Raw genomic sequence first — 24,750 nt, forward strand, 5'->3', positions numbered from 1 at the left:
ATTATTTCTGTATTTATTTTATGCCATCTCTGACAATACTGGCTGTTCTTTCAGCATTGAAAGATTTCAGGAAATAGAGTGTTTCTGCATAAGCCATTGCATCGATTGCTCGTTTTGTATCCTCATTTACAGAATATATTCTGTCAAAGAATTGTTTGATTGCGAATTTGCTATATTTGCCAAATATTTCGCTGTCTGTTTTATCTGGTGATTTTTGTTTGTAGTTTTCTACTGTCCAGTTCCAGATATCGTTATATAGTTCGGGTTCAAACAGTTTGAAAGCATCCCATACAAGGTTCATGTAGAAAGTACCCACATTTCCTTTTATTATCTCCCCATGTGGGAAATGGTCATGTATAAGTTCACGTGGTGTGCCGGTTATTCCGTGCTGTGCTATCCTAACTTTTAGGTTATTCTCTTTTAGAGCCTGTGCCACTTTTATGGTCTGGGGTATGTCGATTGATACCTGTTCTATGAGTCTCCCCTGTGAATCATAGGTGTTTCCATGAGCACTTCCATTTGCTATCGCCAGTACTTGTGGATAAACTCCATTTTCATTTAGTGCTTTGATAAATGTGACAGCTTCTTCCGGATTGGTCAGCACTCTTCCATGCTCATCTTCTCTTCCAATTTCTCCTACTTCTACTTCAAGTCCGTATTCTCTGTCGTCCATCTGTTCTTCTATAAATTTTGCAATCTCAGTTGTTGCATCTATATTATCTTTCAATTCTTCACGAAGGTCTCCCCCTTGGAAATTGAACAGGTGTGATGCGTCAATAGCAAAAGATGTGTATCCTGCATCTATCTGGGCTTTTACCAGTTCTTTTGTTTTTTCTATGTCTTCTCTATCACCTTTTTTGATACCAATATGGTCGGCATGTAATGCCCATATATCATACCCTACATCTTTTGCTGCCTGATAACACTGTTCTGAAAAATCAGAAGGATATAATCCTGTATATCCATTTTCAAGGTTGCATTCAGACCTTGCAAGCTCCAGTATTATGGGAGCATCTGCATCCTTGGCTGCTCGCAGTATACCTCTTGTAACCAGACCTATTCTGGGGTTTGCAGCCATAACAATTGTTTTCTGGTTCTGTAAAATATTGAATATGTATTTACTGGGTTTTGGGTCATATTCACTTTCAAGCATTTGATTGCAATAATTTCTGAATTGTTCAGAGATTTCGCATATCGGTTCAAAATCTTCGTCAGTCATAATTTACCTCGTATGAATATAGTGTAAATTTGATTTTTTACTTTATTAATTATTCTGTAAATCTGCTATCGGATTTTTTTGTTTTAACTTTATGTATATTGTTTTCCAGCCAACCGATTTTAATATCTTTTTTGTCATCCACAATCATATCTGGTACATAGGGTTTGATATCCAAAAGAGGTGTACCATCGACAATATCGACATCCTTAATATGTACAATGTTTTCATCAACATCTACAACACGAACTACAGAAATTCCTATAGGATTAGGTCGTTTTGGAGCTCTTGTTGCGAATAGCCCATGTTTTTTGGAGTCCATGAATGGCTTAACAGATAGAGAATAATCATTGGACAAATGGAAATGATATATAAGATATATATGTGAAAATCCTTCGAGGTCTTCTAATCCTTTTTCGTATTCGGGATAAATTTCTATATAACCTTTTATCCCTTTGGCACCTGCTGGTTGTATGGGGCTCCTCTCACGTTCTTTTAAATCTGTATGAATCACTCCAATTGGTTCATATTTCATTTGGTTCGTCTCCAATATTTCAGTAGGATTTAATTTAGTATATCAACATAATTTCTCATAACATGGTATACAAACATATTTTTCATTGATGGTTTTTGTTCTGGATGACATAACTCCTTCTCCACATTCATCACATATGATAGTTTCAAATATCTGTGCTTTCTGTGGAGCTTTATCAGATACATTTTCTACGTGGAAAATTTCATTTTCTGGAGCTTCCAGTATGTTAACAGTTTTTTGTTCATGGATTTTTCTAAATTCTCTGATTTCTTCTTCAGTTGCTCTATTGTTTTGTATTTTTTTAAAAATTTCAAGATGACGTTCGCTGGCGGGGTCATTTTGGGGTTTGAGTGAAATCCTTATTCCTTTTTCATCTCCTCTTTTTATGAATGTATACACATGTTTCCCATAATCTTTGAATACAAAATTCCCTTTACCAAATGTACATCCTGTAAGCGCCTGTATTGCATCTACTGCACATGAATTGTTTTCCACTATGGCAACAAGTTCTTCATCTTCTGATCGGTTTTTGAATTTATCAAGGGCTATTTGGGCTACTCTATATCCAATTGCAAGTCCTGGGCATTGATGGCCGTGAAATTCTGCTGCTTTTTCAAAACTCATATATAAACTCCTCTTCTTATTTTTAATTTAATAATAAAATGTGAAGTGTTACGATTTTTAATATTGTTATGAACTAAATATTAATAATATTTTTCTGAAACATTTAAAAACTATGGAATCTATAATCACATGTATATACATTTATTCAATTTTCAAGTATTCTATATACATTGGCTAACAAACGATTGATATGCACAATCAAAACAACCTTAAAAACTCCATTTTTGAATATAGAAAACATCTGGAGCAAATTGAACAAATTCTTGATGTACTTTTTCAGCATTCAGAAGAAGGAGATATTTTAGTAGTAGAAGGCAAACGTGATATATGTTCACTGGAAAAACTCGGGATTGATGGTGATATTGAAACAGTATCCAACAAATCATTACTGGACTTTTCGGAAAATGTCGCTTATACTGGAAAAAGCGTAGTAATATTAACCGATTGGGACCGCAGGGGTGAAATTCTTGCGTCCAAATTATCAGAATACCTGCAAACGCTGGATACTGATTATGATATAGAGATACGTGAACAACTTAAATCACTGGTAAAAAAAGAGATAAAGGATATTGAAAGCCTGTATACATATGTGGTTAAATTAAGGAGTATAACTGGCAGTACATCTGATTTTGCAGATATTGCAGATGAATTTGAATATTATTATCACCGTTCATATCGATGATAATCACATGTTAATAGGTTTAGATTCGTGTTTGTTATTAAAACCTCTGTCAAAAACTGGATAATTTTTGGACTTGTTTATCAGTTCATTATATGCTTCATGTCTGGGACTGACAATAACAATATGTGCTGGTGGGTGTATTTTTTTTAGTCTACTAATTACTGCTCCAGCATTGTCATCTAACTCTACAAGTGCAGCAGATTTGCACCTAGCTTTTAGAGGGACTCTTAAAACACTTACAAGGAGGTGGTCTGCATAATCTGGTTCTATCTGTTTGGGTTTAGCCTGAAACTGGAATTTACCATATTGTTCCAGATCATGAAGGGCAATCTTTACCTTGTCTGTGTTGTCCCCTCTTATTACTGCAAATGATTTCATTTTCCCCACTTCCAAAATAAAAATATCTCATACATGTTTTATTACTATCGTTATAATATGTTTTCACTATAATAATCTTTGCCCTGAATTTATATGTTATTTATTATCAGGTAAAAAATATATAATCATTTACCCAGTTCTCTTGAACGTTTGGATGATTCTATAACTGCATCCATGAATGCAGACCTTATGCCATGTTCTTCAAGTTCATGAAATCCTCTTATAGTAGTACCTCCTGGAGAGGTGACCATATCTTTTAGTTCTGCAGGATGAGAATCGGTTTCAAGAACTAACTTGGCAGCACCAAGTACTGTTTGGGCTGCAAACGTCAACGCGTTTTTCCGATCAAGTCCTTCATACACTGCACCATCTGCCATTGCTTCAATAACAGGGAATATATATGCTGGTCCGCTTCCAGATACACCTGTAAAAGCGTCCATCAGGTATTCAGATACAACACGTGCAGTTCCGACAGTTTTGAAAATTTCAAGGGCGTTTTCAACATCTTCGTTTGTTGTATTCCCACCGGGACATATGGCAGAAGAAGATTCTCCAACAGTTGCAGCAATATTTGGCATGACCCTTATTAATTTAGAACCAGAATTTAGTTCATCCTCAATTTCTGATATGGGGACACCAGCAGCAATCGATATAACCAGTTTATCTTCAGTCATTTCATCTTTAAACCCTGCAATCACTTTTCTTATTACTTGAGGTTTTACAGCAAGGATGATTATGTCAGAATTCATGACTGTTTGTTTATTATCATTGGATACATTAATCCCCAATTCATTCTGTAAATTTTCAAGCGATTGGTTGTATATATCACTTGCATAAACATTACTGCTGTCAACGATATTTGATTTCAGGATTCCGCGAATGAGGGAACTCCCCATTTTTCCTGTGCCTATTAATCCTATGTTTTTATTTTTTAGTCCCATATCAATACCTTTTAAAATTTGAAGTAAAAAATTTGTTAAAATAATTGAGAGATAAACAATCTGATAAACTTTTTGAAAACCTGTAATCACTCACGTTTTATTTTTACAATGTCTCCAAGTGTGGTATTTTTGGATTTATTATCTTCGCCAGTATCGACATCTTCAACCTTTTCAGTAAGCTTTATATTGAGAGTATGTTCAAGTTTTTTGCGTACAGAATCTTCAGGAGTGATCTCTCCACGTTCTATCTTTTTGATAAGTGATTCTTTCTCTTTTATTTTGGCAGCCAATTCTTCCAGTGTCCATTCAAGACGTTCTCTTGTGTCTCTTATAATCTGGTCATAATCTTCTACCAGATCATATGCTGGACCTTCAAACCTGGTTTTTTTAGTTGCTGGTTTTTTCTCGGGTTTTTTGGTAGCCGATTTTTTGCCGGTGTTTGTTTGTTGTTTTGTTTGTGTTCTGGTCTCAACACTTGTGCCATACTGTGCACATATTGAACAAACTTCAAGTTCGCTTCCTTCAATATTTACTTTAGTAGGTTTGCCTTTGATTTCTGTACCACATATTTCGCATTGTACTTGTGTTGTTTGCATTTCGTATCAACTCTACAAACGTTCTCAAAATCCACTAAAAAAGGGTATATTACGTATATACTTAAATAATAATCGGAGCTTAATGTTAAATTTTCTACCGAGTAATATAAATATGTCCCTTCGCAATAACACAATTTGTCATGAATATTTATTAGAAACCATTCGAAAGGGATATATATCGTCTAATCTTATATAATAATTAGAGCTTTATGAGCGAGACTACTAATGAAGACATAGATGAAAATAAATACGAAATTACTGAAGAAAATATGAATGAGAATAATTACAAATACAATATCAACAAAGACAGATTTGATGAAAACGAAAATTCTTATGAATATTTGGCTGATAACGAGGGGGACTTTTCCAAATATCTACTGGACCGCATGAAACAACTTGAGCATCGGAACAGTCGTCTCAATGAGCAGTACAATCAAATTGAGTCTGAAAAACGTTATGTTGAAAATCAAAAGCTCAAATACGAACGTGAAGTTCGCAAATTACAGGCTGAAATAGACCGGTTGAAATCATCTCCATTAATTATTGGAACAGTAATGGATGTACTCGATAATGGTAAATTAATGGTAAGAAGCAGCACCGGTCCGCAGTTTATGGTCAGTATGTCCAAATACTTGGAAGATGAAGAAATAGAACCAGGAACAACAGTAGCACTTAACCAGCAGACTTTTGCTGTTGTTGATGTAGTCCAGTCTACAGAGGAGCCAATGGTATCTGCTATGGAAGTTATTGAATCCCAACAGGTGGATTATGACCAGATAGGTGGACTGGATGAACAGATAAAAGAAATAATTGAATCTGTAGAATATCCACTTACAAAACCAGAATCCTTTGCAAGAATAGGAATATCTGCTCCTAAAGGGATTTTGCTTGCAGGACCACCAGGTACTGGTAAAACACTGCTTGCAAAGGCTGTTGCGCACAGAACCGATGCAAGTTTTATCAGAGTGGTAGGTTCTGAACTTGTTCAGAAATATATCGGTGAAGGTGCAAAACTTGTACGGGAAGTTTTTGAAATGGCACGCAAAAAAGCACCGAGTATTGTATTCATTGATGAACTTGATGCTATAGCTGCAAAGCGTTTGAATGATACCAATGGAGCGGATAGGGAAGTTCAGAGGACATTGATGCAGCTTCTTGCAGAAATGGACGGGTTCGATGAAAGAGGAGATGTCCGAATTATCGCAGCTACCAACAGGTCTGATGTCCTTGATCCGGCAATACTTAGACCTGGTAGATTCGACCGGGTGATAACAGTACCGATGCCGGATGTTGAATCCAGAGAAAACATATTGCAGATACATACCAGAAACATGGCTGTTTCTGATAACATAGATTTCAAAAAGCTTGCAAACCTTACTGAAGGAGCAAGCGGTGCAGACCTGAGTGCTATAGCAATGGAAGCTGGAATGCTTGCTGTACGTAATGATAAGGGATCCGTAGAAACGGATGATTTCTTGAAAGCTGTAGATAAGGTTATGAATTCTGGAAACGAATCTATTGAAATACAGCCAGAAGGTATGTTTGGCTAAATATTAACCTCTGGTTAATTTTATAATCTTTTTTTTACTTTACCAATAAATTAGACTATGGTATAAACTGAAATTAACTATTTATATGATTCTGTATTAGTGATATTTACTCTACTGAACTATTTTCCACAGGGTTATTTATATCATAGGTAACTAATGTAATATTATCCAATAGTAGTGGTCAGGTGTTGTTTTATGGATTCTCTCCAGCTTAAAATAAAACATAGATTGCAGAAGTTCATCGAAAAGGATGAAGATGGAGTTCGTAGTAATATATTATGTGTGTTTTTAAATAAAAATAAATTAACTATTGATGACTTATATTCAATCATAACAACCAAATATAATATATCCCGGAATTCTGTTGCATCAATGGTGGGGTATATACAATCCAAATTGGGTATAATCCAGTCGTATAAAAAGGACTACAAGTCTCCTACAGTATATTATTTGAAAGATAAATATGCTTTTATAATAAAAATGGTTCTTAAACAAAAATTTACTGTAAGTTAATCATTTTATCCTATTTTTTACATTTCGTTAGCCAGTGAATGCGCCCATCCTGTGCCGTCACATGACCTACAAGGTTTATCGGTGTCTATTCTGTCCACACTGTTTCCGTTACACCATGCACAGCTGTTAGCCGGTTGTGCAACCAGTACACTTCCAAGTCCTTCACAAATTCTACATGGTCTCTCATGAGTGCTTCTGTCATTACCGGTTCCTCTGCACCAGCCACAGGTTTCCGGACTGTAATTAATATTGATGTATACATTACTCATGTACTTAACCTCGTGTATTTTTATGGTTTAATCTCCTTATTTAGTTTCTCATTTTAAAATAAGGTAAATGGTCTTTTAATTTTGTATTTATAGCTACAAATCACAATTTTTATGTACCTAAATAGATATAAGATTTAAAAGTATATTATAAAATCTATTACAGGTATAATATGGCCTCAGACGAAGTTTCCCCGGCAACCCTGAGAAGTGTAATGTGGGTTATGTTTGCAATGTGGATTATAACTATTATTGTAGGATTGTTAATATTCTAATATAAGTTTCTCTCCACATATAAAACAGAAATCAATAATATGTTGTTTTCTTGGTTTTTGTAGATGCATCTTTTTTTAATTTAAAATTATAATGGAGTGGGAAATATATCTGATAAAAACACCAGACTTCATATAAAATCAGAGATAAGGGTACTGGGAATTGATGATTCTGCACTTCTTAGTGACAGGATAATGATAGTTGGAGCAGTATTTCGGGGTGGTGACTGGCTGGACGGTGTACTGCGTTCTGAAATCACCCGTGATGGTATGGATGGTACAGATACTATAATACAGATGGTTAAACCGAGCAAACATTTTGTACAACTCAGGGTAATCATGCTTGATGGTATAACATTTGGCGGATTCAATCCCATTGATATTGTAAAGTTAAACGAGGAGACAGGTTTGCCGGTGGTAGCTATAATGCGTAAGTACCCTGATTTTGAAAAGATAGAATCAGCACTTAAATATCTTCCAGAACCAGAAAAACGGATGGATATTATTAAAAAGGCAGGAAAAATTGCAGAAGTAACCACTTATGCCGACCAGAGAGGCAGCCCTTTATACATCCAGTGGTCGGGGTTAGAAGAAGAAGATGCTCGCCGTATTGTACAGCAAACATCTACAAGAAGTAACATCCCTGAACCTTTAAGAGTAGCGCACCTTATAGCCACAGGCATAGTATTCGGGGAGTCCCGGGGTAAGGCCTGATACTATTATTCACAATTTTTAATCCAAAGAGCACCGTTTTCCATAAGTTTTTCTGCTCTGCTCATTGTTTTTGATTCAGCGTATACTCTTATTATTGGTTCTGTTCCTGATGGTCTTACAAGAACCCATCCATCTTCAAACCATACTTTGACACCATCTATTGTATCAATTTTGATACCTACATTATCTTCATGTACCTTTTTCTTTATACATTCCATGGTGTGTTCCAGATTATTGCAGGGTATCTTTGTTTTGGAATTATAATATTCAGGAACATCTTCAGCAAGCTTTGACAGTGGTGTACCTGATGCCATTATTTCAAGTAGCTTTGCACATGACATTGCACCGTCCCTGCAGTATTGATGTTCTGGGAATATTAGCCCACCATTACCTTCTCCACCAAATACAGCGTTCATCTCCATCATTTTCCGGGCTACATTTATGGAACCTACAGCAGTCCAGATAAGTTCAACACCTGCTTCCTTTGCAACATCAGCCATACGCTGGGAAGAGCTTACAGGGGTTACAATTGGTCCTTTTTTCTGGTTCAATATATTCTTAGCCACCAATGAAAGCAGTACTTCTTCATCTACAAAGTTCCCGTTTTCATCTGTAAACACAGCGCGATCTGCATCACCATCCTGTGCGACGCCCATATCAGCACCGCTGAGGCGTATAATTTCTGAAAGTTCTTCCAATACGTCTGGAGTAGGTTCAGGATTTCTCCATGGGAATGTGCCATCAATCTGGGCATTGATTGTTATCACTTCACAACCCAGTTTTCTGAGCAAAAAGGGGAGAGTGAGTGAACCTGCACCACATCCTGTATCCACTACAACCTTGAAATTCTGCTTTTGGATTTTTTCCGCATCTACTGAATTAATGATACCTTTTATGTAATAATCGTTAACATTATGATCTGTCTGCAAATTACCTGTATTTTCCCATCCTGCATTATTATATTGTTTTGAATAATAGATATTTTCCACTTCTTTTTCCCCTTCTCGAGAAAATTCAGTTCCATCACCATCTATCAATTTAATCCCGTTATATTCTCGAGGATTATGGGATGCAGTAATAATTATACCTGCATCAGTTCTGGTATTTTTTATGTAGTACTGTATAGATGGTGTAGGTACCATATCGACATCAATAACTGATAGTCCTGAAGAAAGAGAACCTGATATAGCAGCATATTTGATCATGTTTCCTGAAACCCTTGTGTCCCTTCCTATGGCTACAGTAGCATTATTGCCCAAATAAGTACCAAGACTTTTAGCAATATCAACAGCAAGTTCAGGTGTGATTTCTTCGTTGGCTATACCCCTGACTCCATTAGTTCCAAATAATCCCATTTATATCCACCACTGTAATCATTTTGTTTTGTTATCAGTTCTGATTTTTTATTTGTAAGGACAATTCATTTGTAACATATTTAGATTTATGGATACCTTTATACATCAAATCCTTACATCAGTATTTAGTATAAACATTATTGAAGTATAATAATAACCAGAGTTAACATGGATTCGGATATAAGAATAAGGGAAGCTACTAATGTAGATTTGTTATCTGTTCGGTTGCTTCTGTCCACCTGTTTTCTCGAGATGGATGATGTAGCTATAGATGATTTTATTGTTGCTGAAACCATTGATAGAACAAAAATAATCGGTATAGCCGCAGAAGTAAACCAAAACCATCCCGAGATTCATACAGTTGCAGTGCATCCAAATTACCGGGCGAAAGGCATTGGCTCAAAACTTGTAAGGTATATTCTGAACAGACAGCCAGAGCAAAGAGAAAGAATTTATGTACATACTGTTGCACCTGAATTTTTTAATAAACTCGGGTTTTTAAGGGCGGATGAAGTATATTATAGAGGATATATAACTATGTATTATCCTTTAATATAAAAACTGACTGCTCTCCCACGACTAAACTATATATCCAGCTTATCGACAGGAGTTAACAATTTTCACTGTTGGATGGTGATTTACTTTTAAACTCTTGTTCTCCATCTGGATACCCCTCCAAATCGAAGGCTTAAGAGTTGAAGCCTGTTTATTTTTATTGGTTTCGTTTCTAAATATCTATAACTGACACTTACTCCTCTTTTTTTATCTGATGTCAGTTACGTAACAAATTTACGTAAATAAATTACTTAATATTTTTTGTTTATAAAATTCAGATTAAAAAAACATCTACAGTAAGGATAATCAATTAATATATTAAACACAGAATAGGTTGGCAGAATGAAAATCAGTGTATTATACACCGGAGCATTTGGTGAGAAAGTAATAGGCAACCTTATCAATAATACAAATTTTTGTACTTCTTGTGGTGAGTTACTCTGTGACCACTGCCGAAGTGTACGTAAAGGTATATCTCATTTGATAGTACAAACATATGAGTTCCAAGAGGATCTGCCCGAGTTAATTGATGACCCTGCAGAATATATTCCTGAAAATTTGTCAGAAACAGACCTTATTCTTGCCATTGATTTGCATCCTGATTTATTGACCGTACTTCCAGAAATAGCCAGAAGAACAAAATCTTCAGCAGTTATATCACCTGTTGAGAGACCCCAACTTGCACCACCGGGACTTGTCGAGCAGGTGAAACATGAACTTGAAAATGCAGGAGTAGAAGCAGAGTTCCCTAAGCCTTTTTGCTCTCTCGAAAAAACCGGTAAAAAAATAATAGACCAGTTTGTTGATTTGGGTTTTGGAAGACCGCTGTTAAAAATAGAACTGAATACAGACAACGATACTTTCAGGTTCGTCCGTGTATTAAGGGATGCACCATGCGGTTCGACATGGTTTGTAGCCAAACAACTTACAGGTACAGATGTAGATAATTACAAAGAAACGGTTTCAAAAGCCCATCATTCTTATCCGTGCACAGCAAGCATGGAAAAGGATGTAGAATTGGGTGATACCATTTTGCATCAGGCAGGATTTATAATACGAAAAAGTGTAGAAGAAGGGATGTCGGAAAATAATGGATAACAGAACCAATAATATTGACAAGGGACTGGAAATTATCGCGGCACTGGATGTTAATCAGTTACAACCGATTGAACTCAGGGATATTTTATATTATACAGTTGCGAAAAATTACGAGGTTGTAGATGAAATTTTATCGTCTGCGATTGGTGAAGGTATAGTGGAAAAAAGAGATGATATCTATCATTTAAATCCTGAAGCATCTTCACTTGAATTCGAAAAACCCAGAATAATAAAACAGGATGACAAAAGTAGATGTAAACTCTGCGGAAAGTCCTTAAATACCAGCTACTATATTGAATTTGAATCGGACACTATTGGTCCTTATGGTTCAACCTGTGTCAGAAAAATTCATCTAAACTACATTGATTAAAACTTAGGTTTATTGCTCGAATATTTCCAGAACTCCGGGTATATCAAACGCAATCGCATCTGCTGACTGATCTATCATGAGGTTAACCATGCCCTCTGAACCCATTGTCCTGAAATCGGTTCTAAGACCAAATATCATTTTTCCCTTTGCATAGGCGTATCCGATTTCCCATGCAGTACCTGAATCAACATCTGCACCATCAAGGACTGCAAGAATTATATCCGAATCATCGATGATTTCAACATTATTCTGGAATATATAATTTTGTTTATGTTCATGACGCATATCTACAGTATCTTCTGTATGTTCCTGCGGCAGGTATACAGGAAATCCTTTTTTAGCGACGGCATCTCTTAATTTTTTGTTAAAATCCAGTTCACCTTCAGAAAACAGAGGTCCTGCGATGTATACTTTTTTGCTGGTGTCCAATTATATCACCTTATGTTCTATGATTTAGGTTCTATTTGGGTTTAACTAGATTAGGTTGGGTATAATTGACCTTTTTGGATAATAGTTTTTTAAGATAGTGTGATATATACACTGATAACTGATAATATACAATATTGTAAAATGGGGTTTGTAAATGATAAACTATGACCTTATTATAATCGGAACTGGTTCTGGAATGAATTTTGTAAATGCTATTATCGATAGTAACCCAGAAATTAAAATCGCAGTAATTGATAAGGATGCACCTGGGGGAATATGCCTCACAAGAGGCTGTATTCCCTCCAAATTATTGATTTACCCTGCAGAACTTATAAGAGATATTGAATCGGCTGAACGTTTCGGGATTAATGTAGATATACAAAATATTGATTTTAAAAACATTATGGATAATATGAGGGATAAAATATCATCTGACATCAATATGATTAGACAAGGGTTGTCAGAAAGCAAAAATGTGGATTATTATCCAGAATCAGCAGAATTTGTGGAACCTTATACAATGAAAGTAGGCAACGAAACTATATATTCTGATATGATTTTTATCTGTACAGGGTCAAAGCCTGTAATTCCGCCTGTTAAAAGTCTAAATGAAGTGGGGTATCTGACAAGTGATACAGTCCTTGAAATGGATAATCTTCCTGGAAGTATAGCTGTCATAGGTGGGGGATATATAGCCGCTGAATACGGTCATTTCTTTTCAGCAATGGGTTCAAATGTGACTCTGATAGGACGCAATCCTCAGTTTGTTCCCGAAGAAGAACCTGAAATATCGGCTCTTGCTACGAATAAAATGTCTGGCTATATGAACCTCTATACCAACCATGAAGCTGTTGAAGTTCAAAATGAAGATAACAAAAAGAAGGTAATTTTTAAGGATAGAGGTAGTGGAGAGCATAAAGAGATAACAGTGGATGATATACTGGTAGCCACCGGCAGAGGTCCGAATACAGATATACTACGCCCTGAAAAAGGGGGTATAGAAACCGATGAAAAAGGCTGGATAAAAGTAGATGACCATCTTGAAACGTCCAAACCCAATGTTTGGGCATTAGGAGATGCAAATGGCAAATATCTTCTCAAACACGTGGCAAATTATGAATCCAATGTTGTATATCAGAATGCAATATTAAATCGTAATATAGAGGTGGATTATCATGCAGTGCCCCATGCTGTTTTTTCCCATCCTGAAATTGCTTCAGTGGGTTTGAAAGAAAAGGAAGCTGTTGAAATATACGGGGAAGATAATATAATCATCGGATTTTACAGTTATGAGGAGACTGCCAAGGGTCAGGCAATGAAGGTTCAGGATGATTTTGTAAAAATTATCATGGAATATAGTTCAGAAAAAATCCTTGGAGCGCATATAATAGGTCCTTATGCATCGATTTTAATTCACCAGATAATACCTTTAATGTATACACCAGACCAGAGCGCTGCTCCAATCATGGACAGTATGACGATTCATCCATCACTTAGCGAAGTTGTTACAAATGCGTTCTATTTCCTGATGCCTGTTCATCATTATCACCATATACTTGAACATCTGGGATTGGATGAATACACTGGTTATAGAACCGGTCAATAAAAAATAAAAGGATTTATTTTGCTTAATCCTTTTATCCAAATATATCCTTTTTCAAGTGTAATTAAAATATGGACTTATCAAAGGTATAGTTTATGCTAGTATAAAGATTATGCTAGTATAAAGATGGGTTAGAAAATAAAATTAAACACAATACCCATCAATGTGATTCCCAGCCCAACTATACCGGCATAGGCAATTATTAGTTGTTTTTTCATAACTTTTTTAAGCATAACAAATTCCGGGAAGGATAATGCTGCAACAGACATCATGAATGCAAGTGAAGTGCCAACAGGCAGTCCTTTGCCAACCAGACTTTCTATTACAGGAATAACACCCATTATATTGGTATATATTGGGATTCCTACTATAACAGCACCAGGTACCGCAAGTGAACCTGTTAAATAACTTGTTATGATTTCCTGTGGGACAAATCCGTGGATAAGTGCACCCAAACCTACACCTATCAGTACATAAGGTATGATTTGTTTAACAATATTCTTGGCTTCAGTGTAGGCTATATTGCACCTTTCCCTGATGGATACATCTTCCTCACAATAGGTTTGGGCACCAAAATCGAATTTTTCAACATATTTATCAAATCCAAGATTGTTTAGTAAAAACCCTCCAAATGAACCTACAACTACACCTCCAAGTACATATAAACCGGTAATTTTCCAGCCGAGTGTCCCCAAAAGGACCACAATAGCGGCTTCATTTACCATAGGTGATACAAAAAGGAATGTAATAATCATACCAAATGGCACACCTGCACTGACAAACCCGAGAAATAGGGGGATTGTTGAACAGGAGCAAAAAGGAGATACAATTCCCAAAAGTGCAGCTATACCATATCCAAATATACTATGTTTACCTTTAAGATAATCTCTTAATTTTTCAGGGGCGAGATAAGTTCTCAGAAAACCAATCCCAAATATAACAAGAAGTAATATAGTAATAATTTTTAGGCTATCATATATCCAAAAATGCAGGGCTTCAGCAGCATTACCCGTTAAACCGGTTAGAGATACGATATAATCTGCTATTATTTCAAATACCATGTTTTATATGCCTCATTCTTATTTTAGGTTATAGTGGTCTTATATCAGTATTATTATTTCAAATATTATTGAAATAATTACTTATATGTTGTCATCTGTGCTAAGAAATTGTCAAGTTAACACTGATACAGCAACACGACATGTTTATAAAAGCATCACACAATATCTGATAGGGATTAAAAGCAGTTATATAAATTAGTTATAATGATTAAATGAGGAGTTTGATATGGAATACAGTCTTGGTATTGATGCAGGGGGGACCTACACTGATGTTGTAATAATGAGAAACCATGATGGTGTCATTGTAGATTTTTATAAATCATTAACAACCTATCCAGACCTTGTAGAAGGAGTAAAAAATGCAATCGATGGATTGGACTGTTCTTATTTAAAGGGTGTTAACATTGTTTCTGTTTCTACTACCCTGGCTACCAATACAGTACTTGAAAATACCGGATATCCAGTGGGTTTGGTACTTGTAGGAGATTATGAAGTTCCTGAGGATTTAGATGTAGAACACTATATTGTAGTAAGTGGAGGGCATACCACAAGAGGTGATGAGGCTTCCAAGCTGGATGAAGAGAAGGTGGAAGATTTTATCAAAAACGTAAAAGACAAAGTATCAGCATTTGCAGTGTCATCCTATTTCAGTGTGAGAAATCCCGATCATGAATTAAGAGTTAAGCAAAAAATCAAGGAATTAACTGATTACCCTGTTGTTTGCGGTCACGAACTCTCTCAAGACCTTGGAGTATATGAAAGAGGTATTACTGCCTATTTAAACGCTCAACTATTGCCCATTACTACTAAATTTATAGATTCTGTTAAATACGAGATTGAGAGGAGAGGTATAGACGCTAAAATGCGGATGTTAAAATGTGATGGGTCTATAGTTGGAATTAATGAGGCACTTGAGAAACCAATAGAATTGATATTTTCAGGTCCTTCAGCCAGTCTTATGGGCGCAGCATATCTGACAAATCTTGATAGTTGTGCAGTAGTTGATATTGGTGGAACAAGTACAGATGTATCTTTGATGGAAAACGGACTTCCTGAACTGGTAGATACCGGTGCAGTTGTAGGAGGTTGGCAGACAAAAGTAAGAGCACTTCGAATGGAAACGTCTGCAATGGGTGGAGATAGCCATGTGTGGGTAAAAAACCAGACTATTCGTATAGGACCAAGAAGAGTAACTCCTTTATGTGTGGCAGCAGAAACCTATCCTGGATTGGTAAACAAATTAAAAAAAGAGAGGATATCCTCCAGTAAACAGTTGACAGAAAATATCCAGCCTACAAAATTTTATGTTAAGACCAGAGAAAAACCTGTCAACCTTACTGAATCCGAAAGTCGGATACTTGAATTAATCGAAAACAATGAACCAGCATCTATAAATGAGATATTTAGAGAAACCTTTACCCCTGATATATATCTAAATTCGCTTATTCAGAAACGTTTGATTCAGCCAATAGGGTTTACACCAACCGATGCTTTACATATTCTTGGGGATTATGAATATTGGAATATTAATGCGTCCCATATCGGAGCAACTCTTTTATCACGGCTGGTAAATACATTAAACTATAAATTCTGTGGGCAGGTAAAAGATAAAGTTACACATAACCTTGCTTTGAATCTTACATCTTTTGTTCTCAAAAATGTAGACAGGTCAGAAATCGATAAAATTCTTCATGATAGTCATCTTTCCAAAATTAAAATCCTAATACCGCTTATTTTAATAGGGGCATCAGCACAGGTTTATCAAAACAATTTAAAAAAATCAATAGATGCTGACATTAGAGTTCCAGAATTTGCAGAAGTGGGGAATGCAGTTGGTGCAATAGCTGGAAAAGGTGTAAAGAGAGTCTATATATTAATTAAATCTGTATATGATTATGAAAACAATATGATGAAAGCTGTTGTTTTTTCACCTGGTAGAAGAGATGAGTTTTACGACTATGATGAAGCGTTAGAATTTACAAAAAAGAGAGGTCATGAATTGATATTTAATTATATGGATGAAGCGGGGTTGGATAAAAATGGTGTAAAAATAGAAATGAATAGAGATGATATTTCCATGGATGGAAGCAGTAGGACACCAGTTGAAACAAATCTTGTTTTTGTTGGTGTGTGGAACATCAACTATAAAAAGAGTAAAAAATGAGAATGGATTAATTTATTTTAACACATCCATCCTTATTTTCTGAATATTTGTGCATACTTTACCCGCAAGGTTGGAAGACATTTGAGACCATATAGGTAGGCTCAATACATGTTCTGATAATTCGTCTGTTACCGGCAGGTCGGTTTCTGACTGTGCATGTTCAGAATAAGCCTGCTGTCTGTGTACTGGTGGATAATAGTTTTTTTTGGTCTCAATATTAACTTCGGATAGTTTATCTGACAGTTCATCTCTTGTCATACCAAATTCATCAGGATTTATAGATATGGCAAAATCGTTATAAGCACTCCTTGAATGTTCGGTTATTTTCTGGAATGAGATTCCTGGTATATTTCCCAAGACATTTCTGTATTTTGTGACTACTCCGTTACGTGACCTGATGTTTTTCTCGATATTCTGTAGGGAATAATTGGCAAGGACAGCATTAAATTCCGACATTCTTGCATTAAAAGCAGGGAATCTGGAACTTAGTTCATTTTCATCTCCATAATTCCTTCCGGCCAAAAGATAATCTTTCAAATCATCATCGTTTGTTGTAACTATCCCTCCTTCACCTACAAAATTTGATGTTGATGGGTTCAGGCTGAATATTTCCGCGTTTCCAAAATTACCTATGTATTCGTTGTGGTATTTTGAACCCAGAGCATGTGCAGCATCAAAATACAATTTAAGGTTGTTATCTTCTGCTATTTGTTGCAGTTTCTCTATATCACACGGATTTCCGAATATATGTGCACCACAAATAGCAGATGTGTTTTCGGTAATATTTTCTTCAACTTTATCAGGATCGATTGTCCATGTCTCGGGGTCGATGTCAACAAATTTTAATTTTAATCCGTTCCATAAAACAGTATCTGCAGACGAATGGAAATCAAATCCTGGAAGTATCACTTCTCCGTTTAACCCCATACTTTTGATTGTTAGCATCATTCCAGCAGTAGAACTTGATACTGCTACAGCGTGTTCGACTCCCAGATATTCAGCAACAGTATTTTCCAACTCTTCTACATGCTTGGCATTAGTAGTTTTACCTTCTTCCAGAATCTCGGATATATCAGGAGCGATTGTTTCAAATTCTGGTACAATGGGTTTTGTAATTGGTATTGATTTATAATAGATTTCGGCTGACATAGTATCACTTACTTGATGTTTGTTTTAAACTGTAATATATCCTCTGTAGTAGAAAAATCTTGCTTTATTTTAAAGTTACCTGATGTTTATTTAACAGAATACAATTGCCAGTATATAAAAAAATTAATTTCTGTTTACCAGTTTTAGATTAAAATAAGGAATGAATCAAGGTGATATTATTTATTGAATCACTCAAATTTGCTCATATAATTATTATATGCCCTGATATATTCGGCATGAGGCCATATAAGTGGAATTGTAATGTATGCAAGTCCATCCTGCCATTTTGGGTGGTTTCTTGTTTGTTCAATCATTTTGATTTTGCTATCTCTTAAGATTTCAGCATTGGTGTAATCTTCCACCCAAAGTTCAAAGCGCTGTATAGTGGATATATGTTCAGGCATCTGGTAATCATGAGCCATGTCCACCACCCATCCAAGGTATTTTTCTGCCAATTCCTGGTCGTTATTCTCTATAAAGTGGTTTGCCAGTTCACAGGTAAAATGACACCAAGGTCCATAACCACCGTTGTTACGGTTCCAATGTTCAGGATAACGGTTCAATCCTCCAATTTCATCATCCCAAAGGTGTCTGTGAATACGTTTAACAGTTGCTTGGGTTTTCATATCATGGTTGCTGATTAATTCAAAATATGCAGGTGCATATTCAGCGGCATCAACATCTATAACACTGGATGCAAAGGCATCATATGCTATAGGTTTGCTGTTTTTGTCTTTTACGCGTATGCATTTTATAAATGACCGCCTTCTGGGACTGTACATCCGTGTTAATATGGCATTTTTGACCTTTTCTGCTTCATTTTTCCATCTATCCAGTTCATTATCATCAGCACCAATGGCTTTACCCATTTCCACTGCTGAAAGAATTCCTGCACAACAGGCAGAATTTGCATAAATTTCAAATCCGTGTTCGTATGCAGGGTATTCATGGATACTGTTTATAGTATGGATAAGGTCTACTTCCTCATTTTTATTCATCAGTATGAATTCAACAGCATTTCGTATGGTGCTCCAGTATTTTAATACAAAATCCCTGTCTGCCATTTCTTCAAAAAATGAACCACCTGTTGCTTCAAAGTATTTACCCAGTGTATAAAGCACCAATCCGGTACCATCAATCTGTAGATCCTTATAACTGGCATCATTTCCATCAATATCGTACCGTTGTGAGAACTCACCCAATGGTTTCTGGGCACTAAGTATAAACTCTAATCCTAATCTTGCCTGATCCATTAACTCGGCAGAAATCGCACCGAGTATAGCTATTGAATGGTCTCTTGGGTATATAAAAGGATATCTGGTTCCCGGGGGGCTCGCGTAGAATCCTCCATTCTCATGCTGGTTTTTTTTCAGGATTTTCACGCTGTTTTCATATAATTTATGCGCTTCCATTCGGTTCAAAGGGCTCACTCCGTATTAGCTGGTTCTATTTTAAACACACAATAGGCTTTTTCAAGATATTTATCGACCTCTTCTCTGGTCATATTTACCTTTTCTATTGCTTGTTCGTTATATGCTATATAATCATAATCTTTCATTGGAGACCTACAACCCAGATTAAAGATTTTAAAACCTGCCATTTCGGCCCTTCTTTTAACATAACTGTAATGAAGGACACCCAGTATATTGGATAATGCGGGATAATCCCAGGGGTTATCAGAATTGTCTCGTTTTTTATCAGAAACTTCAATTACCTGTTTGAATTGTGCAGGTTGTTCGCCATAGATTTCGATAAATTCAATCAATTCTCCCCCGAAGGGGCAGATGGGTAAATAGAGTATATTGTCATCACGTCCCCCTTCAAATCCAGCTCCCTCTATTTCAGCAAGGTCTTTGCCTATATCTTCAAGCCATTTCAAGGTTTTTTCAGGACCATCAAGGTCCACCATTTTTAACACACCGGTTAAAAGTGCTTTAGGCAACATATTTTCAAGTCTTATCATACAGTACTCTCCCCTACTAAATTTGTATTATATTGTATAAAATATTATCAATCCGTATTATCTGGATATCAAATTAATTATCGCCTGATTCCATCCTTTTGGACCAATTCCCTCAATCCTGTTTATTTTACTGTCTGTAATGGAATCGTCGTGTTTACCCCCGGGTTTTTGGACAAGGTACGGTATATCTACCGATTTTAGCATCGGGTAATCATTTAAACTGTCTCCAAGGCCTACAGTTTGTAGGTTTCCGAATTGTTTTTCGTATATGTCTGATAATATCTCTACTGCTTTACCTTTATCATTATCACCAATTAGATGCCAGTATCTCCCCCCTCTGGTATAATTTAGACCATGTGATTTTATAATCTCGATTATCCTGTCTGCTACATTTTTTTCTTCCCCTTTAACTTTAAAAGCTTCATCATACTCCCGCATCTTTGCGAGTCGAGCAGATTCAATATCTAACCCAGTATCTTTGCTTACATTTTCATCATCAAGATCTCCAAAACCGAGAATTTCTACATCAACTGAACTTTTAATATCCTCAAGAACTTGTCTTAATTTTGGATACTCAGTGCCAAGTTCAATAATATTGTAATTTTTGTAGGTTATGGTATAATCATAATCTACATCAAAATACCCTTTTGGTATGAAAATGGCACCTCCATTTTCGGATATAAACGGATGTGGAGAATTCAGTTTCTTAACATAAACTTCTATTTCTGCTCTTGTTTTGCTTGTGCAGATTATTAGTGGTATGTTATGTTTTTCCAGTAATTCAAGTGCGGGTTTTGCAGGTTCATAGGAATAGGTATCGTGGTCTATAAGTGTTCCATCAAGGTCTGTATATACAACATAATTCATTTATTTTCCCTATATAACTGTTCCTTTTCTTCCATAATATCTTTTTTGTAGACAATAGTGCGATATGGGAACGGAATCTCTATGCCTTCAGCATCGAACCTTTTCTTTATTGCTTCTCTTAATTCACATCCAGTTGTATAGGCTATGCCTCTGGTAACAATCCATACAAACAAGCGAAGGTTGACGGCAAAGTCACCACATTCGGTAACATATACCTCAATTCCTTCATCCTTACTGGACATAGGGTGGTAATTGATTATATCTTCATATCTCATTACATTGGGATGTTTTCTTGCCTCTTCGATCATTATAGACTTAGCATGGTCAATATCAGAATCATAGCTGATACCCATATCAATTGGCCATAAAACAGTTGAATCTTCAATAGTCCAGTTGATTATCGACTGATCGCTAATTATATGGTTTGGTATCATAAGCCTGCGATTATCCCATGTATTTACAACTGTATGTCCGAGTGTAATGTCAGTGACCGTTCCATATTCATTATTTATATTCACACGGTCGCCTACCCTGAAAGGTCTGAAAGTAGCAAGGGATACTCCTGCTATTACATTTGACAGTGTGCTCTGTGCAGCCATACCAACGACAATTCCTGCAAAACCCGCACCTGCAAACAAAGCAAGTGATATATTACGTAAGAATGGTACACTTAATATAATGACAATTATACCTGCAAAATAGACGAGAGCAACACTGATTCGCCTTACGAGACCATATACGGTTTCGTCAATGACCATTTTTTTACTTACAATACCAAAATAGGTTTTGAGTGCTCTGTCCACTATTTTTGCTATAATAAATGATGCTATTATAACAGCTAATACAAACACAAGGTTTGCAAGGTTTTTCATTAGCCATTCAGGTATATATTCTTCAAGTACCATTCTTCTCCAGTTTAAAAATTATTGTATATTTATTAAGGTAAAATTATTATTTATATTTTTATAGCTTATGTTTCCTGCAGGATTTTGTCAAGATACAAAAAAGTACTTTTATAAATAGCATATTCTATTAATGCGTACTATTTACATTAGGAATAAATGTAGATAAGTAATTCTGGTTATATTTATTTAATCTTAACATAATAATTAGTTTTATATTAGGTATTCTTTCTCTTTTATTGAGAACAGTCGTTTAATTGACCTTATAAGGATTAATTTGAATAATATAAAGCATTAGATAAATAATGAGAATTATCTCTTTTTGAAAATTAGAAATGCATTTTAATTATGATATCCAATACAAAATGGTAAGGTGGAATTGGTAGCTAAGAACCTCTATTTTTTACTGTAGAGGGTAATTGTCAACAAGTTTTATTGTTAAACTTTAAGCTACCTTTTAGAATATTTTAACTTAAGTTTTTAATTTTTATTTTAAGTTGATATATACACCCTTAACCATTATATTCTTTCAGCATTTCTGCTAGTTCTGGATTGTTGGCAATCATTTCCATTAATTTGTTTATCACTTCGTTTCTTTTTTCATCTATTTCTATGGCGTTTGTAATGTCTAACGCTGCGCCGCAAACATTGCAAAATTTAGCAGTGGTTTCATTCATCTTTCCACATCTTGGGCAGTATCTATTAGTGAATTCAGAATCATCTTTTTCGTCTTCTTCGTCTTCTTTGCCATGTATTTTGTCAATTGCATGGTCCAGATCTTGCCCAGAGAGATGGACATAGATAGCTGGCATTCGAGACCCGTGTTCCCATCCCATGTAAGATTCTAATTGTGAAGGTGTTAAATGATTGGCTAGAAATGTGCTTCGTGAATGTCTAAATAAATGTGGATGTATATCTTTTTGAATTTGTGCTTTTTCAGCGGCGATTTTTAGAACTCTACGGACGCCCTGATATTTTAGTGGTTGGTTTTTGATTTTACTGAGCCATACAGGTGCGTTTTGGTTTTCTTTTTCAGGGTGATTATTTAACCATGAAGTTATATATGGTGTGCTTGCAATCAGTTTTATTCTTCTTGCGCCAGTTTTACCATCTAGTCTAAGATATGTGCCGTCTCGTTTATTAAAATCGATATCTTTTATTCTGAGTTCTGACAAATCACCTACCCTGGCAGCTGATTCGTATAATACTGACATCAATGCTTTATCTCTTAAACTAGATGTTGAATCAATCATCATCTTAGCTTCATGTTCTGTGATTAAATCTTCAGGAAGTTTATGTTGGTTGGAATTTTTTCCTGTTTTTATAATGTCGGTAGGAACATCCAATTCCATATCTTTGATGAATTTCTTAAGATTAACTCTGTACAAGTTTTTTGTACTGGGTTTATATCCAGATTGTTCAATTTTACCTAGCAGGGATATAATGTCATCCTTGTCAAAATTTTCAATAGGCTTTTCACACATTTTCGATATCTGGTTCAAATTGTTTAGGTAATTGAGAACAGTATGTGGGCTTGAGGATTTGGCAAATAATATGTTTTTGTATTTAAGTATTAGATTTTTATTTTCTTCACAGTATGTTTCTCCACGTATTTGTTTTTCCATATTTTTCAGTTTTTTATCTTCACCATGAAAAGTCATTGTTTGTCACTCCTTTTTCAGTTATAATAATGAATTTCTTTACAAGGAATCATCCTTGCAAAGTATAATTCTCAGTTTTAATTTGAGTTGGCTACTAACTTCAGAATCTTGACGGCTTTTCTTTCCCAATCGTTTCCGAATTTTTCCATGAATTCTATCCACTCTTGGTTATCTTCACAATACTGAGCGATTGAGATTTGGTCACTCTCTAGTATATTTAAAGATCTTTTATGACCATCTTCATCTACAAATCTTATTTTTTTATTTTCTTGGCTATGCTTTCTGTTTTTATTGTTTTTACAATCGTTTTTCAATGGAATCACCGTTGTTTGTTTGTTTTTTATTTCTACGTGATAATCATCTACAAAAACTAAAAACTTGTTTTAATTACATCTTGTGAATTTGTAAAATCAAGGTGTTAGTTTTTGTAGCTAAAAAATCAGACAACTCTCATAATTTATATAATTTTTGGAGGATTCGATATAAACGTGGTATTGGAATTTGGTATAATTCTCAATATAAACTATATACTTGAGTTTCATGTATAATAAAAAATTAAGTTACAAGTCCTATAGATTAGTCGTAAAATCTATTAAAATGAAGTAATATGTTAACCTATATGACAGATATAGGTTCTGATATACCTGAAGCTCCTTTAGGTAGAAATCCTACGTTGAGAAAAGAGGCTTTAAAGTATTATGTAGAAAAAAATGATATAATAGCAAATAACGATTTGCTTAAACACTTAAATTCTAAAAATATAAGTACTGATTATAAAAACCTACACAAGTTACATTTAAAAAAGATGCAATATCTTTTGGAAGGACCATTGCCTGCAGGTATCAGTGATAGTGGAAGAGCAGTGGTGGGCTATAAATTGAAAAAAAATCTAACCACATTAAGATTCCTACTGACATATGTTTATGATGAATCCAATTACTATATGTTAATGAATTCAGATTTTTATCATGAAATGATACCACAGGTGATAGAACATTTAGATAAAAAATTAGTTGAAATGGAGGATACTGGAGTATATGAACATGAGGTAAATATTTTGGAAAAGCAATTAAAATATACAGTACTAGGATTGAACTTTATTTTATCTTCAACTGACAATTATATAAAGTGTTTAAGACAATTTGATGAAGACCTAGAATATGACCTTTCATAGTTCGATAATTGCCTAGTAGCGGGATACCAAATTGGGTCAGGTAAAAAATTGATTTTAGGGCAATATGATGATGAGTACATAGGAAATATGAGAATCAAGTTGAGAGAATATA

The 24,750-nt window shown here is 35.3% G+C and carries 27 protein-coding genes; 10 read left to right on the forward strand and 17 right to left on the reverse strand.

Going from position 1 to position 24,750, the window contains the following annotated elements; translation table 11 throughout:
- Positions 1–13 precede the first annotated feature (13 nt).
- From METEV_RS00605 to METEV_RS00615, 3 genes are read right to left on the reverse strand one after another with little or no spacing between them, the layout of a single operon-like run.
- Positions 14–1,219: a class II fructose-bisphosphate aldolase gene (locus METEV_RS00605; RefSeq protein WP_013193615.1), complete on the reverse strand. Its 1,206-nt coding sequence runs from the start codon at positions 1,217–1,219 to the stop codon at positions 14–16.
- 49 nt (positions 1,220–1,268) lie between these two features.
- Positions 1,269–1,751, reverse strand: coding sequence for a tRNA (N6-threonylcarbamoyladenosine(37)-N6)-methyltransferase TrmO (gene tsaA / locus METEV_RS00610; protein WP_013193616.1), 483 nt, complete (start codon positions 1,749–1,751; stop codon positions 1,269–1,271).
- Positions 1,752–1,793: 42 nt separating this feature from the next.
- Complete coding sequence (locus METEV_RS00615) at positions 1,794–2,375, reverse strand: FmdE family protein (protein WP_013193617.1); 582 nt, start codon at positions 2,373–2,375, stop codon at positions 1,794–1,796.
- Between the two features lie 190 nt (positions 2,376–2,565).
- On the opposite strand from METEV_RS00615, the gene METEV_RS00620 reads away from it, so the two are divergent.
- A complete protein-coding gene (locus METEV_RS00620) occupies positions 2,566–3,057 on the forward strand; it encodes a toprim domain-containing protein (RefSeq protein WP_013193618.1) in 492 nt (163 codons plus the stop codon).
- 3 nt (positions 3,058–3,060) lie between these two features.
- Here the strand turns inward: METEV_RS00620 and METEV_RS00625 are convergent, their stop codons facing one another.
- The 3 genes from METEV_RS00625 to METEV_RS00635 form a co-directional block, all read right to left on the reverse strand.
- A complete protein-coding gene (locus METEV_RS00625) occupies positions 3,061–3,435 on the reverse strand; it encodes a DUF356 domain-containing protein (RefSeq protein WP_013193619.1) in 375 nt (124 codons plus the stop codon).
- Positions 3,436–3,560: 125 nt separating this feature from the next.
- On the reverse strand, positions 3,561–4,376 hold the full coding sequence (proC, locus tag METEV_RS00630) for a pyrroline-5-carboxylate reductase (protein WP_013193620.1): 816 nt from the start codon (positions 4,374–4,376) through the stop codon (positions 3,561–3,563).
- A gap of 86 nt (positions 4,377–4,462) precedes the next feature.
- Positions 4,463–4,972, reverse strand: coding sequence for a multiprotein bridging factor aMBF1 (locus METEV_RS00635; protein WP_013193621.1), 510 nt, complete (start codon positions 4,970–4,972; stop codon positions 4,463–4,465).
- Between the two features lie 209 nt (positions 4,973–5,181).
- Here METEV_RS00635 and METEV_RS00640 point away from each other — a divergent pair, with 209 nt between their 5' ends.
- Positions 5,182–6,522, forward strand: coding sequence for a proteasome-activating nucleotidase (locus METEV_RS00640; protein WP_013193622.1), 1,341 nt, complete (start codon positions 5,182–5,184; stop codon positions 6,520–6,522).
- Between the two features lie 195 nt (positions 6,523–6,717).
- A complete protein-coding gene (locus METEV_RS00645; protein WP_013193623.1) occupies positions 6,718–7,035 on the forward strand; it encodes a DUF2551 domain-containing protein in 318 nt (105 codons plus the stop codon).
- 17 nt (positions 7,036–7,052) lie between these two features.
- Here METEV_RS00645 and METEV_RS00650 read toward each other — a convergent pair whose 3' ends face one another.
- Positions 7,053–7,304, reverse strand: a complete 252-nt coding sequence (locus METEV_RS00650) for a hypothetical protein (RefSeq protein WP_013193624.1) — start codon at positions 7,302–7,304, stop codon at positions 7,053–7,055.
- A gap of 368 nt (positions 7,305–7,672) precedes the next feature.
- Between METEV_RS00650 and METEV_RS00655 the strand changes: the two genes are divergently transcribed.
- Positions 7,673–8,287: an endonuclease dU gene (locus METEV_RS00655; protein WP_013193626.1), complete on the forward strand. Its 615-nt coding sequence runs from the start codon at positions 7,673–7,675 to the stop codon at positions 8,285–8,287.
- A 5-nt stretch (positions 8,288–8,292) separates the two neighbouring features.
- On the opposite strand, the gene glmM is transcribed toward METEV_RS00655, so the two are convergent.
- Entirely contained in the window at positions 8,293–9,642 is a 1,350-nt protein-coding gene (gene glmM, locus METEV_RS00660) for a phosphoglucosamine mutase (RefSeq protein ID WP_013193627.1), read from the reverse strand.
- 168 nt (positions 9,643–9,810) lie between these two features.
- Between glmM and METEV_RS00665 the strand changes: the two genes are divergently transcribed.
- The 3 genes from METEV_RS00665 (at position 9,811) to METEV_RS00675 (ending at position 11,665) form a co-directional block, all read left to right on the forward strand.
- Positions 9,811–10,200, forward strand: coding sequence for a GNAT family N-acetyltransferase (locus tag METEV_RS00665; RefSeq protein WP_013193628.1), 390 nt, complete (start codon positions 9,811–9,813; stop codon positions 10,198–10,200).
- Positions 10,201–10,539: 339 nt separating this feature from the next.
- The gene (locus tag METEV_RS00670; RefSeq protein WP_013193629.1) at positions 10,540–11,295 is read left to right on the forward strand and encodes a DUF166 domain-containing protein; all 756 of its coding nucleotides are present in this window, start codon (positions 10,540–10,542) and stop codon (positions 11,293–11,295) included.
- Positions 11,288–11,665, forward strand: a complete 378-nt coding sequence (locus METEV_RS00675) for a DUF5830 family protein (RefSeq protein ID WP_013193630.1) — start codon at positions 11,288–11,290, stop codon at positions 11,663–11,665. Before METEV_RS00670 ends, METEV_RS00675 begins: the two co-directional genes overlap by 8 nt.
- Positions 11,666–11,674: 9 nt before the next feature.
- Here METEV_RS00675 and METEV_RS00680 read toward each other — a convergent pair whose 3' ends face one another.
- Positions 11,675–12,094, reverse strand: coding sequence for a nucleoside 2-deoxyribosyltransferase (locus METEV_RS00680; protein WP_013193631.1), 420 nt, complete (start codon positions 12,092–12,094; stop codon positions 11,675–11,677).
- Positions 12,095–12,248: 154 nt separating this feature from the next.
- Between METEV_RS00680 and METEV_RS00685 the strand changes: the two genes are divergently transcribed.
- A complete protein-coding gene (locus METEV_RS00685; protein ID WP_013193632.1) occupies positions 12,249–13,700 on the forward strand; it encodes a dihydrolipoyl dehydrogenase in 1,452 nt (483 codons plus the stop codon).
- Between the two features lie 128 nt (positions 13,701–13,828).
- Here METEV_RS00685 and METEV_RS00690 read toward each other — a convergent pair whose 3' ends face one another.
- Entirely contained in the window at positions 13,829–14,758 is a 930-nt protein-coding gene (locus METEV_RS00690; RefSeq protein WP_013193633.1) for a permease, read from the reverse strand.
- Positions 14,759–14,984: 226 nt separating this feature from the next.
- On the opposite strand from METEV_RS00690, the gene METEV_RS00695 reads away from it, so the two are divergent.
- Positions 14,985–16,922: a hydantoinase/oxoprolinase family protein gene (locus tag METEV_RS00695; RefSeq protein ID WP_013193634.1), complete on the forward strand. Its 1,938-nt coding sequence runs from the start codon at positions 14,985–14,987 to the stop codon at positions 16,920–16,922.
- Positions 16,923–16,934: 12 nt separating this feature from the next.
- On the opposite strand, the gene METEV_RS00700 is transcribed toward METEV_RS00695, so the two are convergent.
- The 7 genes from METEV_RS00700 to METEV_RS00730 all read right to left on the reverse strand — a co-directional run bounded on the left by METEV_RS00700 (position 16,935) and on the right by METEV_RS00730 (position 23,778).
- Positions 16,935–18,071, reverse strand: a complete 1,137-nt coding sequence (locus METEV_RS00700; protein WP_013193635.1) for a DegT/DnrJ/EryC1/StrS family aminotransferase — start codon at positions 18,069–18,071, stop codon at positions 16,935–16,937.
- 188 nt (positions 18,072–18,259) lie between these two features.
- The gene (locus METEV_RS00705; RefSeq protein WP_232216892.1) at positions 18,260–19,483 is read right to left on the reverse strand and encodes a glycoside hydrolase family 15 protein; all 1,224 of its coding nucleotides are present in this window, start codon (positions 19,481–19,483) and stop codon (positions 18,260–18,262) included.
- 14 nt (positions 19,484–19,497) lie between these two features.
- Entirely contained in the window at positions 19,498–20,034 is a 537-nt protein-coding gene (locus tag METEV_RS00710; protein ID WP_013193637.1) for a hypothetical protein, read from the reverse strand.
- A gap of 57 nt (positions 20,035–20,091) precedes the next feature.
- Positions 20,092–20,901: a mannosyl-3-phosphoglycerate phosphatase gene (gene mpgP, locus METEV_RS00715; RefSeq protein WP_013193638.1), complete on the reverse strand. Its 810-nt coding sequence runs from the start codon at positions 20,899–20,901 to the stop codon at positions 20,092–20,094.
- Complete coding sequence (locus METEV_RS00720) at positions 20,898–21,806, reverse strand: mechanosensitive ion channel family protein (protein ID WP_013193639.1); 909 nt, start codon at positions 21,804–21,806, stop codon at positions 20,898–20,900. Before METEV_RS00720 ends, mpgP begins: the two co-directional genes overlap by 4 nt.
- Before the next feature lie 509 nt (positions 21,807–22,315).
- Positions 22,316–23,464 carry a tyrosine-type recombinase/integrase gene (locus METEV_RS00725; protein ID WP_013193640.1) on the reverse strand — a complete coding sequence of 383 codons (1,149 nt, stop codon included), beginning with the start codon at positions 23,462–23,464 and terminating at the stop codon, positions 22,316–22,318.
- Positions 23,465–23,541: 77 nt separating this feature from the next.
- A complete protein-coding gene (locus tag METEV_RS00730) occupies positions 23,542–23,778 on the reverse strand; it encodes a hypothetical protein (RefSeq protein WP_013193641.1) in 237 nt (78 codons plus the stop codon).
- Positions 23,779–24,083: 305 nt separating this feature from the next.
- Here METEV_RS00730 and METEV_RS00735 point away from each other — a divergent pair, with 305 nt between their 5' ends.
- A complete protein-coding gene (locus tag METEV_RS00735) occupies positions 24,084–24,638 on the forward strand; it encodes a hypothetical protein (RefSeq protein WP_013193642.1) in 555 nt (184 codons plus the stop codon).
- The last annotated feature ends 112 nt before the right edge of the window (positions 24,639–24,750 follow it).

Origin of the sequence: Methanohalobium evestigatum Z-7303 (assembly GCF_000196655.1) — an archaeon.
Classification (GTDB): domain Archaea; phylum Halobacteriota; class Methanosarcinia; order Methanosarcinales; family Methanosarcinaceae; genus Methanohalobium; species Methanohalobium evestigatum.

What these genes read in the sequence shown, in the direction of transcription:
- METEV_RS00605 (WP_013193615.1), bottom strand. Translation starts at nt 1,219, where the DNA reads ATGACTGACGAAGATTTTGAACCGATATGCGAAATCTCTGAACAATTC.
- tsaA (WP_013193616.1), bottom strand. Translation starts at nt 1,751, where the DNA reads ATGAAATATGAACCAATTGGAGTGATTCATACAGATTTAAAAGAACGT.
- METEV_RS00615 (WP_013193617.1), bottom strand. Translation starts at nt 2,375, where the DNA reads ATGAGTTTTGAAAAAGCAGCAGAATTTCACGGCCATCAATGCCCAGGA.
- METEV_RS00620 (WP_013193618.1), top strand. Translation starts at nt 2,566, where the DNA reads ATGCACAATCAAAACAACCTTAAAAACTCCATTTTTGAATATAGAAAA.
- METEV_RS00625 (WP_013193619.1), bottom strand. Translation starts at nt 3,435, where the DNA reads ATGAAATCATTTGCAGTAATAAGAGGGGACAACACAGACAAGGTAAAG.
- proC (WP_013193620.1), bottom strand. Translation starts at nt 4,376, where the DNA reads ATGGGACTAAAAAATAAAAACATAGGATTAATAGGCACAGGAAAAATG.
- METEV_RS00635 (WP_013193621.1), bottom strand. Translation starts at nt 4,972, where the DNA reads ATGCAAACAACACAAGTACAATGCGAAATATGTGGTACAGAAATCAAA.
- METEV_RS00640 (WP_013193622.1), top strand. Translation starts at nt 5,182, where the DNA reads ATGAGCGAGACTACTAATGAAGACATAGATGAAAATAAATACGAAATT.
- METEV_RS00645 (WP_013193623.1), top strand. Translation starts at nt 6,718, where the DNA reads ATGGATTCTCTCCAGCTTAAAATAAAACATAGATTGCAGAAGTTCATC.
- METEV_RS00650 (WP_013193624.1), bottom strand. Translation starts at nt 7,304, where the DNA reads ATGAGTAATGTATACATCAATATTAATTACAGTCCGGAAACCTGTGGC.
- glmM (WP_013193627.1), bottom strand. Translation starts at nt 9,642, where the DNA reads ATGGGATTATTTGGAACTAATGGAGTCAGGGGTATAGCCAACGAAGAA.
- METEV_RS00665 (WP_013193628.1), top strand. Translation starts at nt 9,811, where the DNA reads ATGGATTCGGATATAAGAATAAGGGAAGCTACTAATGTAGATTTGTTA.
- METEV_RS00670 (WP_013193629.1), top strand. Translation starts at nt 10,540, where the DNA reads ATGAAAATCAGTGTATTATACACCGGAGCATTTGGTGAGAAAGTAATA.
- METEV_RS00675 (WP_013193630.1), top strand. Translation starts at nt 11,288, where the DNA reads ATGGATAACAGAACCAATAATATTGACAAGGGACTGGAAATTATCGCG.
- METEV_RS00685 (WP_013193632.1), top strand. Translation starts at nt 12,249, where the DNA reads ATGATAAACTATGACCTTATTATAATCGGAACTGGTTCTGGAATGAAT.
- METEV_RS00690 (WP_013193633.1), bottom strand. Translation starts at nt 14,758, where the DNA reads ATGGTATTTGAAATAATAGCAGATTATATCGTATCTCTAACCGGTTTA.
- METEV_RS00695 (WP_013193634.1), top strand. Translation starts at nt 14,985, where the DNA reads ATGGAATACAGTCTTGGTATTGATGCAGGGGGGACCTACACTGATGTT.
- METEV_RS00700 (WP_013193635.1), bottom strand. Translation starts at nt 18,071, where the DNA reads ATGTCAGCCGAAATCTATTATAAATCAATACCAATTACAAAACCCATT.
- METEV_RS00705 (WP_232216892.1), bottom strand. Translation starts at nt 19,483, where the DNA reads ATGGAAGCGCATAAATTATATGAAAACAGCGTGAAAATCCTGAAAAAA.
- METEV_RS00710 (WP_013193637.1), bottom strand. Translation starts at nt 20,034, where the DNA reads ATGATAAGACTTGAAAATATGTTGCCTAAAGCACTTTTAACCGGTGTG.
- mpgP (WP_013193638.1), bottom strand. Translation starts at nt 20,901, where the DNA reads ATGAATTATGTTGTATATACAGACCTTGATGGAACACTTATAGACCAC.
- METEV_RS00720 (WP_013193639.1), bottom strand. Translation starts at nt 21,806, where the DNA reads ATGGTACTTGAAGAATATATACCTGAATGGCTAATGAAAAACCTTGCA.
- METEV_RS00725 (WP_013193640.1), bottom strand. Translation starts at nt 23,464, where the DNA reads ATGACTTTTCATGGTGAAGATAAAAAACTGAAAAATATGGAAAAACAA.
- METEV_RS00735 (WP_013193642.1), top strand. Translation starts at nt 24,084, where the DNA reads ATGACAGATATAGGTTCTGATATACCTGAAGCTCCTTTAGGTAGAAAT.